General features: G+C 61.6%; 16 protein-coding genes. 4 read left to right on the top strand and 12 right to left on the bottom strand.

The window, feature by feature from the left end:
• Positions 1–124 precede the first annotated feature (124 nt).
• The 3 genes from D0B32_RS11855 to D0B32_RS11845 are packed head-to-tail and all read left to right on the top strand — an operon-like array spanning position 125 to position 2,827.
• Entirely contained in the window at positions 125–970 is an 846-nt protein-coding gene (locus D0B32_RS11855; protein WP_117334109.1) for an FTR1 family protein, read from the top strand.
• Positions 967–2,379, top strand: a complete 1,413-nt coding sequence (locus D0B32_RS11850; protein ID WP_117334108.1) for a 4Fe-4S binding protein — start codon at positions 967–969, stop codon at positions 2,377–2,379. Before D0B32_RS11855 ends, D0B32_RS11850 begins: the two co-directional genes overlap by 4 nt.
• A 40-nt stretch (positions 2,380–2,419) precedes the next feature.
• The gene (locus tag D0B32_RS11845) at positions 2,420–2,827 is read left to right on the top strand and encodes a heme-binding protein (RefSeq protein WP_117334107.1); all 408 of its coding nucleotides are present in this window, start codon (positions 2,420–2,422) and stop codon (positions 2,825–2,827) included.
• A gap of 283 nt (positions 2,828–3,110) precedes the next feature.
• On the opposite strand, the gene hemP is transcribed toward D0B32_RS11845, so the two are convergent.
• The 4 genes from hemP to D0B32_RS11825 form a co-directional block, all read right to left on the bottom strand.
• Complete coding sequence (gene hemP, locus D0B32_RS11840) at positions 3,111–3,368, bottom strand: hemin uptake protein HemP (RefSeq protein WP_117334106.1); 258 nt, start codon at positions 3,366–3,368, stop codon at positions 3,111–3,113.
• A 220-nt stretch (positions 3,369–3,588) separates the two neighbouring features.
• Positions 3,589–4,071: an SRPBCC family protein gene (locus tag D0B32_RS11835; RefSeq protein WP_117334105.1), complete on the bottom strand. Its 483-nt coding sequence runs from the start codon at positions 4,069–4,071 to the stop codon at positions 3,589–3,591.
• A 98-nt stretch (positions 4,072–4,169) separates the two neighbouring features.
• Positions 4,170–4,568, bottom strand: coding sequence for an OsmC family protein (locus D0B32_RS11830; protein ID WP_117334104.1), 399 nt, complete (start codon positions 4,566–4,568; stop codon positions 4,170–4,172).
• Between the two features lie 164 nt (positions 4,569–4,732).
• Positions 4,733–5,605: a pirin family protein gene (locus D0B32_RS11825; RefSeq protein ID WP_117334103.1), complete on the bottom strand. Its 873-nt coding sequence runs from the start codon at positions 5,603–5,605 to the stop codon at positions 4,733–4,735.
• 123 nt (positions 5,606–5,728) lie between these two features.
• Between D0B32_RS11825 and D0B32_RS11820 the strand changes: the two genes are divergently transcribed.
• Positions 5,729–6,721, top strand: coding sequence for a LysR family transcriptional regulator (locus D0B32_RS11820; protein ID WP_117334102.1), 993 nt, complete (start codon positions 5,729–5,731; stop codon positions 6,719–6,721).
• Positions 6,722–7,169: 448 nt separating this feature from the next.
• On the opposite strand, the gene D0B32_RS11810 is transcribed toward D0B32_RS11820, so the two are convergent.
• From D0B32_RS11810 to D0B32_RS11775, 8 genes are all read right to left on the bottom strand, one after another.
• Complete coding sequence (locus D0B32_RS11810; RefSeq protein ID WP_117334100.1) at positions 7,170–7,589, bottom strand: biopolymer transporter ExbD; 420 nt, start codon at positions 7,587–7,589, stop codon at positions 7,170–7,172.
• 15 nt (positions 7,590–7,604) lie between these two features.
• Entirely contained in the window at positions 7,605–8,336 is a 732-nt protein-coding gene (locus D0B32_RS11805; protein WP_117334099.1) for a MotA/TolQ/ExbB proton channel family protein, read from the bottom strand.
• A gap of 89 nt (positions 8,337–8,425) precedes the next feature.
• Positions 8,426–9,178: an energy transducer TonB gene (locus D0B32_RS11800; protein ID WP_117334098.1), complete on the bottom strand. Its 753-nt coding sequence runs from the start codon at positions 9,176–9,178 to the stop codon at positions 8,426–8,428.
• Positions 9,179–9,423: 245 nt separating this feature from the next.
• Positions 9,424–9,660, bottom strand: a complete 237-nt coding sequence (locus D0B32_RS11795; RefSeq protein WP_117334097.1) for a bacterioferritin-associated ferredoxin — start codon at positions 9,658–9,660, stop codon at positions 9,424–9,426.
• Positions 9,661–9,934: 274 nt separating this feature from the next.
• Entirely contained in the window at positions 9,935–10,792 is an 858-nt protein-coding gene (murI, locus tag D0B32_RS11790; RefSeq protein ID WP_117334096.1) for a glutamate racemase, read from the bottom strand.
• Between the two features lie 151 nt (positions 10,793–10,943).
• Positions 10,944–11,423, bottom strand: coding sequence for a bacterioferritin (bfr, locus tag D0B32_RS11785; RefSeq protein WP_117334095.1), 480 nt, complete (start codon positions 11,421–11,423; stop codon positions 10,944–10,946).
• A 102-nt stretch (positions 11,424–11,525) separates the two neighbouring features.
• Entirely contained in the window at positions 11,526–13,049 is a 1,524-nt protein-coding gene (locus tag D0B32_RS11780) for a fumarate hydratase (RefSeq protein WP_117334094.1), read from the bottom strand.
• Positions 13,050–13,104: 55 nt separating this feature from the next.
• The gene (locus D0B32_RS11775; protein ID WP_404935543.1) at positions 13,105–13,725 is read right to left on the bottom strand and encodes a TIGR00645 family protein; all 621 of its coding nucleotides are present in this window, start codon (positions 13,723–13,725) and stop codon (positions 13,105–13,107) included.
• Positions 13,726–13,842: the final 117 nt, after the last annotated feature.

Below are 13,842 nucleotides of genomic sequence, written 5' to 3'. Positions count from 1 at the left end.
AGTCGAAGCGGTCGTCGAATCAGGTCGGCAAAGTGGAATGGAGCAGGACGGCGTGGACGAATGCGTTGCGGCATCAAGCAATGCTTCGGGCATGCGGTCCTCTCAAGGCTGTAGGAGAAGTTCGATGGGTCAGGTGTTGTTCATCGTATGGCGGGAAAGCGTCGAGGCGCTGCTGGTCGTCGGCATCCTGTATGCGTGGCTGAAGAATGGCGACGAGGACGCGCGCCGCGGTTTGCCCTATCTGTGGGCCGGCGTGGCGTTAGGCATTCTGGCGGCCATCGGGCTGGGTGCCGCGCTGGTCGGATTTACCGAAGTATTGTCCGGCGATGCACAGGACTACTTCCAGACCGCGATGGTGCTGGTCGCGTGCGTGCTGATCGTGCAGATGGTGCTGTGGATGAAGCAGCATGGCCGCACGCTCAAGCGCGACATGGAACAGTCGCTGCAAAAGAGCACGCGCGATTCGAACTGGTGGGGCATTGCGTTGCTGGTCGCGTTGGCCATTGCCCGCGAAGGCAGCGAGACGGTGATCTTCCTGTACGGTCTCGGTTTCGGCCAGTCGGGCCACGTCGATGCTGGTCAGATGGTCGCGGTCCTGCTTGGCCTGGGTCTCGCATTCCTGACGTTTTACGTGCTGCAACTCGGCGGCAAATTCTTTTCGTGGCGGCTCTTTTTCCGCGTCACCGAAATCATGCTGCTGTTCCTCGGCGCGGGGCTGTTTCAGACGGGCGTCGACAAACTGATCGACAAGGAAATCCTGCCTACGTTAGTCGATCAACTATGGAACACCTCGGCGCTACTCGACGATTCGAGCACCTTTGGCTCACTGGTCGCCACGCTGACCGGTTATCGCGCTCATCCGGCGCTGATGAATCTGCTCGCATACGCGGCGTACTGGCTCGTCGTCTATCTGCTGGTGCGTCGCGCTAACCGCAAGCCGACGCAACAAACCGCGGGGCGCGCGGCATGAATCAGGCCGTGAACCGCTCGGCCGCTGCGCGCCGGCTTGCGGCGGCGGGGCAGTGGATGCAGCGCCACGGGGCGGCATTACGCGGTATCCAGTGGGTCGTGGTCGCGGTGTACGCGTTCCTGATTCTGGTGCCCGCCTTCACGCCCTTGCCCGACGACACGGCGCACCTGTGGAGCAATCTGACGCTCGCCGCGCAATTCGTGTTCTGGGGCATCTGGTGGCCGTTCGTGCTGCTGTCGATGGTGATGCTGGGGCGCGTCTGGTGTGGTGTGCTGTGCCCGGAAGGCGCGCTGTCTGAATTCGCCAGCAAATACGGCCGCGGCTGGGCGATCCCGCGCTGGATGCGCTGGGGCGGCTGGCCCTTCGTCGCGTTCGGCCTCACCACCATCTACGGTCAGATGGTGAGCGTCTACCAATACCCGAAGGCAGTGTTGCTGGTGCTGGGCGGTTCGACCTTTGCGGCCATGATCATTGGCTTGCTATATGGCCGGGAAAAGCGCGTCTGGTGCAAATATCTGTGCCCCGTGAACGGGGTGTTTTCGCTGCTGGCGCGGCTCGCGCCGTTTCACTACAAGGTTGATGAAGACGCGTGGCGCCGCTCATACAAAGAGGGCGAGCACGGTCATCGCGTGATCCCCATCAACTGTGCGCCGCTGCTGCCGTTGCGCAACATGAAGGGCGCCGCGGCCTGCCACATGTGCGGCCGCTGCGCCGGGCATCGCGATGCGATTGCGTTGACGTGGCGTGCGCCATCCTCGGAAGTGGTAGAACTCGGCGACAAGCAGGCCAGCGCATGGGACACCGCGCTGATTCTCTACGGTCTGCTTGGCATCGCAATTGGCGCATTTCATTGGACCGGTTCGCCGTGGTTCATCCAGTTGAAGATGGCGCTCGCGACATGGCTGGTCGATCACGACATCACATGGCCGCTCGCCACCAACGCGCCCTGGTTCGTGTTCACGCATTACCCTGAACAGAACGACGTCTTTTCCTGGCTCGATGGCAGCATGGTGATCGGCTACATTCTCGCCACCGGGCTCGCCTATGGCACCACGTTGCTCGTGCTGCTGATGGGCGCAACGCGCATGCTAGGCCGCTTCAGCGCGGTGCGCCTGCATCATCTCGCGCAAGGCCTGATTCCGATTGCTGGCGCGGGGGTATTCCTGGGGCTGTCGGCCACTACGCTCTCGCTATTGCGCGCCGAGCATGTGCCGTTGTGGTGGGCGTCGGATCTGCGCATTGCGATCCTCGTGATCGCCAACGCGTGGAGTGCCTGGCTCGCGTGGCTCGTCGCGCGACGTTACAGCGCGCGGCTTTTCCCGCGCGCCCTTGCAATGGTATGGTTCATCACCGCGCTTGCGGTCGTCGATAGTGCCTGGTGGCTCATGTTCTGGGGCTGGACGCGCTAACGGCGTACCAAGTTCAGCAAACGACGAGACGAGGCTGCCCGTGAGAAACAAACCTGCATTGACCGACGACGACGTCAAGAAGATGGCCGCTGCTGCCGAAGCGCACGCGGCCGCCAATCACTGGAACGTGACGGTCGCGATCTTCGACGATGGCGGTCATCTGCTGCATCTGCACCGTATGGACGGCACGGCGCCGAGCACCGTCGAAATGGCGATGGGCAAGGGCCGCACGGCCGTGCTGGGGCGGCGCGAAACCAAGGTCTACGAAGACATCGTCAAGAATGGCCGCACCGCTTTCCTGAGTGCGCCGCTGGTCGCGATGGTGGAGGGCGGCGTGCCGATCGTCTACGAGGGTGAAGTGATCGGCTCGATTGGTGTGTCCGGCGTGAAGTCGGAGCAGGATGCAGCGGTGGCACGCGCCGGCATTGCCGCGCTGGGCATCGCCTGAGGCGCGGTCTGCAGGAAGGCTTCGAAGAGCCCACAGGCAACAAAGCCGTGGGATGTGGCCATCCGCACGGCTTCGTCTATTACACATCCATTCATTGCTTGCGACACGTCCACCTGGAGCGTGTCCGCATTGGGTGAGAACCAAAAAAACGGCTTGGCTTGCTGCGACGGCTGGCTTGGTGTCTGCACGAAGGGGTCTAGATCTCGCGTGCAAGCCGTCTTGGCTGGCTAATGCCCAACACCTCTCGAGGAGGTGGTCCCCACAATACCCGGTACGTCTGTCGTTACTTCGTCAGAATCAGTTTGCCCAGCCGCGTGGCGCGCAACTGGTAGGTCTCGCCGTTGTGCACGATGCTCACGTGGCTGCGACCTTGCAACAAGGTGTCGCTGAGCACGGTTGGCGCCGAGCCGGTTTCCGCGCTGCGGCTGCGTTCTGCTGCTGGCCGTACCGCCGTAGTCGTCGTGCTGGCTTTCGGACGGCTGGTTAGCGCGGCAGCGGGGCGGCGCAGGCTAAGCGTAGAAGAGCGCGTGAGGTCGGTCATTCGTGCCATCGTCTTGTTCGATTCGATGGAGTGATTCTAAATGATAATCGTTCCCATTTACAAGCTTAAAAATTCATCGAAATCGGTTTTCGATAGCTGTTTGTAGGGTTGGGTGGAAACGAGACGGAGGGCGAGACGGGAGGAATCTGGCTCGGGCGTCATCCTGACATCAATCTGCCAGAACGCCGCCCGGACTGTGTGCGCAGAAACGCAGTGAAACTCAGTGCAACGCGCCCGGCTCCTTGCGCCCCTGAACGAACTGTCGAATCAGGCGCACGGTGTCGATATCGGACTCGCGGTAAGCCGACTTGACGATCTCCTGCGTTTGACGCGCGTCCTGATCGTCGGAGACGGGCAGGGTGGTGCTGTATTCGAAGCGCAGGAACAGTTGCAGTTCATCGGGCTGCTCGATCGACATCACCAGCGAGCCGCCCACATAGGTTTCCGTCGCGAGGATGTCGTAGCGCACGCTTTCATCGGGCGTCAGCGTGACGCGGTCGCGCACGGTGACCTGGCCGTAGTGCAGCTCGCGCTCGAGCGTGCTCTCGGTGCGCGAGAGGATCGTGCACGAGTCGAGCCCCAACACGAACAGTTGCGGCTGTTCGGCGCGCAGCACGAGCCCTTCCCACAACTCCGCGCGGGTCATGCTGTCGACAAAGGGATTCAACGGATCGTTGATCTGGACAAGATGTTCGAAATTCAAAACGACGGCTTCCTATCAAGAAAGAAGTGTTCGCGTGCGCTGAACGACTGCGTGAGCAAATGCCAACGCAACATCATCCACGCAACGCTCGCCCGCATTCATGCCACCGTGAGACCTGTACGGATCGAGATCGTGTTGGTCAGGATCTTGTGGACGGGGCACGCATTGGCGATCTGCAACAGGCGTTCCCGCTGCTCATCGGACAGGTCGCCTTCAAGGACGATACGGCGGTCGAAGGTCGCGCCTTGCTCACCGCTTTCCATGGTGATGGCGACGCGCACATCGGCGAGTGCCCAGCCCTTGTGCTGAGCGTACATCTTCAGCGTGATCGACGTGCAGGCGCCGAGGCTCGACATCAACAGGGTGACCGGGTCGGGACCGCGATCGCCGCCGCCTTTCGATTCCGGTTCATCGGCAAGCCACGTGTGTTTGCCGTCGTCGAGAAGAACCTGGAAATTCGTCGAGCCGATGTGGGCGGTGACGGTGGACTCTGCCATGCGCGCTCCTGAACAGGGACGGATTCGCCGTGTGCAGCGCATGGGTTGCGGCGCACGCAGCACGAGCCGCTATTGTGAACGAAATCGTCCCGCTTCGCGCCGCATGGTTTTGCCTGATAGAAAAGCTGTCAGCGGATGCAGCCGTTGCTCGCATCCGCGTCACCTCAATGCTGGATCTGTCCCATGCGACCCGCCTGATAGTCGAGCACGGCCTGGCGGATTTCATCTTCCGTGTTCATCACGAACGGGCCATAGCGCACCACCGGCTCCTTCAGCGGCACGCCGCCCAGCAACAGCACCTCGAGCGTTTCCTCGCCGGCGGCGAGCGTCACCGTCTCGCCGTCGTGGTTGAACACAACCATCTGCTGCGCGCCGATCTCGCGGCGTGCCTCGCCATACAGACCCTTGCCCGACAACGCGTAAGCGAACACGCGGTAGTTCGCCGGCACCGGGTGCACGATGCTCGCGCCCGGCTGCAACGTGAAATGCTGATACAGGATCGGCGTACGCGTTTCAATGGCCGCCGTCACGCCGAGCGCTTCGCCGGCGATAACCTTGACGCGCACCTTGCCGTCTTCGGAAGTCGCGACGGGAATCTGCGCAGACGGCATCTCCTGATAACGCGGCGCGATCATCTTGTCGCTGCGCGGCAAGTTTACCCACACCTGCAAGCCGTGCACGCGCCCGCCCGTGCGGACGAATTCCGGGTCGGGCATTTCGCTATGCACAACGCCCGCGCCCGCGGTCATCCATTGCACGTCGCCGGCTCGCAGCGTGCCTGAATGGCCGGCTGAGTCCTTGTGGCCGAACTGGCCTTCCAGCGCATACGTGACGGTCTCGAAGCCGCGGTGTGGATGATCGGGCGCGCCCTTGGCTTCGCCCGGCGCATAGTCGATCGGGCCCATTTCGTCGAACAGCAGAAACGGATCGAAGTCCATCAGCATGCGGGTGGGAAACGGACGGTGGACGATAAAGCCGCCGCCTTCGGTCGTGCGAACCGCAGGAAACGTGCGTTCGATCGTGCGTGTCGAGCTCATCAAAAGTCACCTTGAAAAATGGGGAATAGCGTTATTTTTGAAACATAGAGCTATTATAGGGACCGTTTTTGGAGGTGCCAGCCACCGTCACGCAATGGATTGTTCTATTCATGGAACGATGAGATGAAGATCGATTCACACAATCTGAACGACCTGATGTATTTCTCGCAGGTCGTCGAGCATGGCGGGTTTTCCGCGGCGGAACGGGTGCTCGGCATCTCGAAGTCGCGGCTGTCGCGGCGCTTGACCGAGCTGGAGGCGTCGCTCGGCGTGCGCCTGTTGCAGCGTTCGACGCGCAAGCTGGCGCTGACCGAAGCCGGTCAACTGTTTTATCAGCATTGTCAGGCCATGCTTACGGAAGCGCAGGCAGCCGTGAACGTGGTGCAGCAACTGCGTTCGTCGCCGCGTGGCACGGTGCGCGTCAGCGTGCCGGTGACCATCTCGCAGACGCTGCTTTCGCAGATCCTGCCTGAATTCATGCATCGCTTCCCCGAAGTGCGCGTCGTGATGCGTGTGACCAATCGCGTGGTGGATCTGTTCGAAGATTCGATCGACGTCGCGTTGCGGGTCCGCTCCGAGCCGCCCGAAAACGCCAATATCGTCGTGCGGCCGTTGTGGCGCACGCAGCAGATGCTGGTGGGCGCACCGAGCCTGCTGCAGCAAAACGCGCCACCGTTGCTGCCCGCCGATCTGAGCCGCTTCGAGACGCTCGACACGCCCACTGGCGACGGCCGTCACGTGTTCCAGTTGATCGCCCCGGATGGCACACGTCACTCGCTGGAACACGAGCCGCGCCTCGTGAGCGCCGATCTGATGACGATACGCGAGGCCGCGTTGGCGGGGGTAGGTATCGCCGCGTTGCCCGAGATGATGTACGGTGCGGCATTGCGGGCGGGCCAGCTTTCGCCGGTGATGCCAGGCTGGACGCTGCCGACCCCGCAGCTTTACGCGGTATTCGTGTCGCGTCAGGGCATGGTGCCGGCGGTACGCACGTTCGTCGATTATCTGGTGGAGATGCTCGACCCCGATACGGGCAAACACATCATGGGTGAGTGCCCCGTGGCCGAAGAAAAGCGGCAGAACAAGCAGACGGTCATCGCACAGGCAACCGTATGAACGAACGTTTGAACACGCGCGCTTCAAGGCGCGATGAGACTTCGTACAGTGACTACAACAGAAATAAAAGCGGGTACGTCATATCGTTTTAGCATTTAAGCGCGGCCAGTGATCGGTACTTTCAATGGGCGTTTGCTTGAATGCACGAGCCGACGGGCTTATAGTGAAATCCCTTCGCTAAGGAGTCTCTTAAGCGGAAACTCATGGCCGCTATCATAGCGAGCCTGATAGGGCTGATCGCGCTGTCCGTGTCGACCACGGCTGTCGCATGTGGAGTCGCTCGCTACTCATCCGATGGCAGGCGATCTCGCCGCCCGAAGGCGCCGAGTGCGCACAAAAAAAGGCCTTCATCCGACGATGAAGGCCTTTTACTTTTTAGCCCTTGAAACAAGGGGTTTTCTGCGTGCGGCACAATCCTCACGTAATGCGCAGATGCCGCAGAAAATGACTAATGCCTGACAGGCTGAGTGACGAAGCCAATCTTGGTGAGGCCGCCTGCCTGTGCCGCGGACATCACGTCGGCCACTTTCTCATACGCTACCTTGCGATCGGCGTTCAGATGCAGTTCCGGCTGAGGATTGGCCTGCGCGGCTTGTGCAATCTTCGCGCGCAAGGCGTCGTCGCTGACCTTCTGATCGTCCCACGAAACATTGCCGTCCGCGTCGATCGACACGTTGACCTGCGCGGGCTTCACGTCTTCTTTTTGACTGCTGGCGTGCGGCAGATCGATTTTCACCGCATGACGGATCACCGGTATCGTCACCATGAAGACGATCAGGAGAACCAACATGACGTCGACGAGCGGCGTCATGTTGATTTCGTTCATCAGGCCGTCGTCATCGTCGCTGGCGAAGGGGCTCATTGCCATCGGAGTGCCTCGCTATCAGTTGGCGCGGGTGGCGAGGCGCAAGCCGTCGCCACGCTTCGAAGACGACAGGCGCGCGCCCGTCACGAAGAACGCATGCAGACCGTGGGCGAAACGGTTCAGCTTCGTCACGAGGGCCTTGTTGGCGCGCGTCAGCGCGTTGTAGCCGAGTACGGCGGGAATCGCGACGAACAGGCCGAACGCAGTCATGATCAGCGCTTCGCCGACCGGGCCCGCCACCTGATCAATCGAACTCTGACCGCTCGCGCCGATGGCCAGCAACGCGTGATAGATGCCCCACACCGTGCCGAACAGGCCGACGAACGGCGCGGTACTGCCAATGGAAGCGAGCACTGCGAGGCCGCTCTGCATGCGCGCCACGCTGTCGTCCATCGTGTCTTTCAGGCAGCGCGTGATCCAGTCCGACACGTCCATCCGGTCGTGCAGATGCGGTTGCGTCTGATGATGGTGATCCGCCGCTTCCTGGCCAGACAGCGCCAGCGCGAGGAACGGGTTGTCCTGCGGCGTCGAGGTGCCGGCACCGAGCTTTTTCACGCCGTCGTTGAGGTCATCGGAATGCCAGAACGACTGCTCGGCGTTCTTCGTCAGACGCTTCAGGCGCATCACGTTCCACGCCTTGATGACGATCACGCTCCACGACAGCACGGACATGATCAACAGTGCGAGCGCGATACCCCGCGTCACGAAATCCCCTTGCGCCCACACGTGCGCTAAACCGTAGTTCTGCATTGCGATTCCTTTTCTAAAATCCGGTTAAATCATTGGGACGACGCGCGCGGCTTTGCAGTGCTGCCAGGGCTCGCGTCGTTGCAGTCTTGTTAGTCGTTCAGGCCGAACTGATATGGCTGCGTGTACGCGGCCCGGATCGGTTCGCCGTTCTCGAGATAGGGCTTGCACGAGCTGGCGCGAACGGCGTCGAGCGCCGCCTCGTCGAGGCGGTCGAAGCCGCTGCTCTTTTTCAGCTCGATGTTTTCCAGCTTGCCGGTAAGACCCACCACGAACCGCACGTAGGCGGTGCCGCTTTCACCGCGGCGTCGCGAGATGGCGGGGTAGTCCGGTTTCGCGATGTTGCAGTCGAGATGCGAGACGTTTTTCGGCGCGCTGATTTCCATGGTCTGGCGGCCCGGCGCCGGTGCGGCAGGCGCGGCCGGTGCAGCGGGAGCTGGTGGCGCAGGCGGCGCGGGCTCGGCGGCAGCCGGTGCGACCGGTGACGGCGCCGCAGCTTCAGGCAAGGGCGCCGGTGTGGGTTTGGCGACAGGCGTCGGCCGCGGCTGTACCTTCGGTTTGACGTGCGGCACGGGCGGTGTGGGCCTGGGCGGAGGCGGCGCCGTGGATTGCAACGCCACCGGCGCCGCGACCGGTGCCGGACTCAGCAGCTCGGCGGTCATGGTGTGCGATTCGATGGGGCGCACTTCGGGATCGTGACGCATGCTCAGCACGACGGCGAGCAACACGACGTGGATCGCGGCAACCGCGGCCGTGGCGGTGAGGATGCGGGAATTCGTGCGGGAATTCGAACGGGAAGCGGGCGCCGGCGTCATGCCGGCCGGGGCGAGGTGCGGAGCGGCCATATCAGTACGGCCGCGCGCCGTCGATGCCGCACCCAGGACAAAGCAAGGTCATTTTCGGAATATCAGCAGCGAAATGCACAGTGTGGTCACGAAACCAATCAGCAATTCCATCTCAAACTCCTTTGAAAAGGGGCGAGCGGTAGCTGGCTGGTAACGAGTACTGGCTTGCTGACGGCAGTGGACTTAAAGCGTGAGGCCGAAGCAGGGCACTCAGGCAGGGCACGGCAGAGGCCGTGCCGGCAGGATCAGGCGGCCTTGCGTTCGTAGAACGTGAGCGGCACCGGTTGCGCGTGATGTTCGACACCGCAACGGCTGGCGCAGACACCGCTTTGCGCCATGACGTCGCGCACGGTGGCTTCGCACTTGCCGCAGCACGTGGCGACGCCGAGCTCGAACTGGAGCTCGTCGAACGAGTCGACGCCTTCAGCGATCGAGGCACGGATCTTCCGGTCGGATACAGACTTGCACACGCAAACAATCATGGTGGGGCGCAATAGCTAACGTTAATGCGAATTATTATCATTTTGTTTGGCCCGTTTGGCAAGCGTCCTGAACGGATTTTTGTAACAAAACCAGACTGTTAGCAGGGATTACCGGTGCGGAAGAGGGGCCCGATGGCAGCGTCTAGCCGTGCGATAGTGCGGTGTTGCGCGCCTTGGGAGACAATCAACCAAGGGCCGCGCTCCGGCTCTGCGGGGGCCTCAGAGGCCGGATTGAGGCGGGCAAAGGCAGGGCGCCAGCGTCGCCGGTTGCCGCTCAGGCGGCCTCGGAATCCGGCGCTGCGGTACTCGGGGACGGAATCACGACGCGCTCAACTGCCGCATCCAGATGGAGCAGCGTGGCGGCCAGTTGTTGCAGATGCGCGCCGTCGCTGGTCGAATAAAAGCGGGGCAGATCGACGGACGCGCCTGACGCAGCCCGCAGGCCATTCTGGTCGAGCACGCGCTCCACTTGCCGTGCAATGGCCACGCTCGTGTCGATCAGCGCCATCCGCTCGCCGACGATGTCGCGGATCGCTGCGTCCAGAAAAGGGTAGTGCGTGCAGCCGAGCACCAGCGTGTCGGCGCCAGCATCGAGCATAGGCTGCAGGTAGCTGCGCAGCAACGCGCGTAACTCAGCGGAGCCGACGTCACAACGCTCAATGGCCTGCACGAGCCCGTGGCCCGGCTGACAGATGAAACGGCAGTCTGCAGCGTAGCGCTCCAACAGGCTCTGGAAGCGCGCGCTGCGCAACGTGACCTGGGTGGCGAGAACACCCGCCACCCGGCTCTTCGACTGCGAGGCGGCCGGCTTGATGCCGGGCTCGACGCCGATCAACGGAATGGACAAACGCTCGCGCACCATAGCAATGGATTGCGCCGTCGCCGTGTTGCAGGCGACCACCAGCATCTTGGCGCCCTGCGTGACGAGCCATTGGCCAATGGCCAGCGTACGTTCGGCGATGAAAGCGTCATCGCGCTCCCCATAGGGCGCGTAGAGCGAATCCGCCACGTAGACGATCGACTCGCCCGGCAACTGGGCACGTACCGCGCGCAGCACGGACAGGCCGCCCAGGCCCGAATCGAACACGCCGATCGGCGCATGCGGTGCCGTGAGATCAGAAACGTCGTGCATGGCGGACGTGCTCAGGTCTGCGTCTGACGAAGCAGTGTGAAGGGAGGCGCTCACAGGACAGGGAGAGAATGCAAACTGACAAGGCAGACGGAAGGAGCAACAGATAGATAGCGCCCGCGCAACTCACGAAAAGCTGCACGGGCTGCACCGCTCAGGACTCGATCGAGCCCATGCCGGATTGCTGGTAATTCTGAATGCCGACCTTGTCGATCAGATCAAGTTGGGTTTCGAGCCAGTCGATATGTTCTTCCGTATCGTCGAGAATCTTCACGAAAATCTCACGCGAGATGAAATCGCGAACTGATTCGCAATACACGATGGCTTCTTTGCACGTGCTTTGCGAAATCTGTTCGAGTTTCAAATCGCACTCGAGAATTTCCTTGGTTTCTTCGCCAATCAGCAGCTTGTGAAGGTCTTGCAGATTCGGCAGCCCGTCGAGAATGAAAATACGTTCGATCAGCCAGTCGGCGTGTTTCATTTCGCCAATTGATTCGTCGTACTCATGCTTGCCCAGTTTGTCGAGCCCCCAATGCTTGTACATCCGCGCATGCAGAAAATACTGGTTGATCGCGGTCAGTTCATTCTTCAACTGAGCGTTCAGATATTCGATGACCTTCTTGTCGCCTTGCATGGTTTTTCCTTGTGGGGGCTCTGAATTACGAGTTTTCAACAACAATAAACGTCCGCTTCCAAAAAGCCAAGGATTGGGACGTTTTTTGACGCATGCCTGGCATCAAACTGTTGCGACGGGAATCTTGCCGATCTTTGCCTGCCATTCCTTCGGCCCGGTCTGGTGTACAGACGTGCCGTTGGAGTCGACCGCAACCGTCACGGGCATATCCTGCACGTCGAACTCGTAGATGGCTTCCATGCCGAGGTCTTCGAACGCCAGCACTTTCGCGCTGCGAATCGCCTTCGAGACGAGGTATGCCGCGCCGCCCACGGCCATCAGGTAAGCCGCCTTGTGTTTCTTGATGGACTCGATGGCCACCGGGCCGCGTTCCGCCTTGCCGATCATCGAAATGAGGCCGGTTTGCGACAACATCGTCTCGGTGAACTTGTCCATGCGGGTGGACGTTGTCGGACCTGCGGGGCCCACGGCTTCGTCACGCACCGGATCGACCGGACCGACGTAATAGATCACGCGGTTGGTGAAGTCCACCGGCAGCTTTTCGCCCTTCGCGAGCATGTCGGCGATGCGCTTGTGCGCGGCGTCCCGGCCCGTCAACATCTTGCCCGACAGCAGCAGCGTCTGGCCCGGCTTCCACGAGGCCACTTCAGCCGGCGTGAGCGTGTTCAGATCGACCCGCTGGCTCTTTTCCGTGTCCGGCTCCCACTGCACTTTCGGCCATGCGTCGAGCGACGGCGCTTCGAGTTTGGCGACACCGGAGCCATCCAGCGTGAAGTGCGCGTGACGCGTCGCGGCGCAGTTCGGAATGATGGCGATGGGCTTGGACGCAGCGTGCGTCGGCGCAGCCATGATCTTGACGTCGAGCACGGTGGCGAGACCGCCCAGACCTTGCGCGCCAATGCCCAGCGCGTTGACCTTTTCGTGCAGTTCGACGCGCAGTTCCTCGATCCAGTCCTGCGGGCCACGTGCGATGACATCCTGAATGTCGATCGGGTCCATCAGCGATTCCTTCGCCATCAGCATCGCCTTTTCAGCGGTGCCGCCGATGCCGATGCCGAGCATGCCCGGCGGACACCAGCCCGCGCCCATGGTCGGCACGGTCTTGAGGATCCAGTCGACGATCGAATCCGACGGATTCAGCATCGCGAACTTCGACTTGTTCTCCGAGCCGCCGCCCTTGGCCGCGACCTGCACGTCGATCTTGTCGCCCGGCACGATCTCATAGTGGATCACGGCCGGCGTATTGTCCTTCGTATTCTTGCGTGCCCCTTCCGGCGGATTCACGATCGACGCGCGCAGCACGTTGTCCGGATGCAGGTAACCGCGGCGCACGCCTTCGTTGATCATGTCGGTGACGCTCATCGTCGCACCGTCCCAACGCACGTCCATGCCCACCTTCACGAACACCGTGACGATGCCCGTGTCCTGGCAGATCGGGCGCTTGCCTTCAGCACACATGCGGCTGTTGGTCAGGATCTGCGCAATCGCATCCTTGGCGGCCGGACTCTGTTCGAGTTCGTACGCGCGACCGAGCGCCTGGATGTAATCGACGGGGTGGTAGTAGCTGATGTACTGCAGCGAATCAGCAATGCTCTGAATCAGGTCTTCTTGTTTGATGACAGTCATGAGTAACTCAGTGGGGACATTGGCGCTTTTAATCCTGCTCGCGTTGGCTGTGCGTTCAGTCTTGCGCCTTCAGGGGAGTGGAAACAGTGTGCGGAGCAGTGTGCAATGCAGCCGCTGCGACCGGCTCGTGGAAATGCGCCGGATGCGTATGAGTGGTCAGACGGTCGACCAGCGCCATCACGACAGCCGACAGCAGGAAGGCCAGGTGAATGATCACCTGCCACATGATGGTGTGCGTCGAATTCTGGTCGGGGCTGATGAAGGTCTTCAGCAGATGGATGGACGAGATGCTGATCAGCGCCATCGAGAGCTTCACTTTCAGCACGCCCGCGTTGACGTGGTCGAGCCACTCGGGCTCATCCGGATGCCCTTCGACGCCGAGCCTCGAGACGAAGGTTTCATACCCGCCCACGATCACCATGATCAGCAGGTTCGAGATCATCACCACGTCGATCAGGCTGAGGACGACCAGCATGACGTTGGTTTCGTCGAGCGTCATCGAGGCCGTGACCAGATGCCAGACTTCCTTGATGAAGAGCACCACGTAGACGCCCTGCGCGACGATCAGGCCGAGATAGAGCGGCACCTGCAGCCATCGGCTCATGAAGATGATGGCGGGCAGGGGGCGCATCGGGCGGCGCGTGTTACCGGTCAGGTCGGGGCGCGGAGCGGACATGGGCAGCGGTCAAGGAATCAGGGCGACAAGCCACGGGCTGGCACGCCGCGAGCTAGCAGAAAGCTCAGGGCAGGCGCGCTATTGTACAGCGGTACAAGGGTAAACCTCGTGGAGGCC

The sequence above is a fragment of the Paraburkholderia sp. DHOC27 genome, from assembly GCF_003429005.1.
GTDB lineage: Bacteria > Pseudomonadota > Gammaproteobacteria > Burkholderiales > Burkholderiaceae > Paraburkholderia.
The sequence above is the reverse complement of the archived record's forward strand: the minus strand, read 5'-3'. Positions and strand labels throughout refer to the sequence as shown.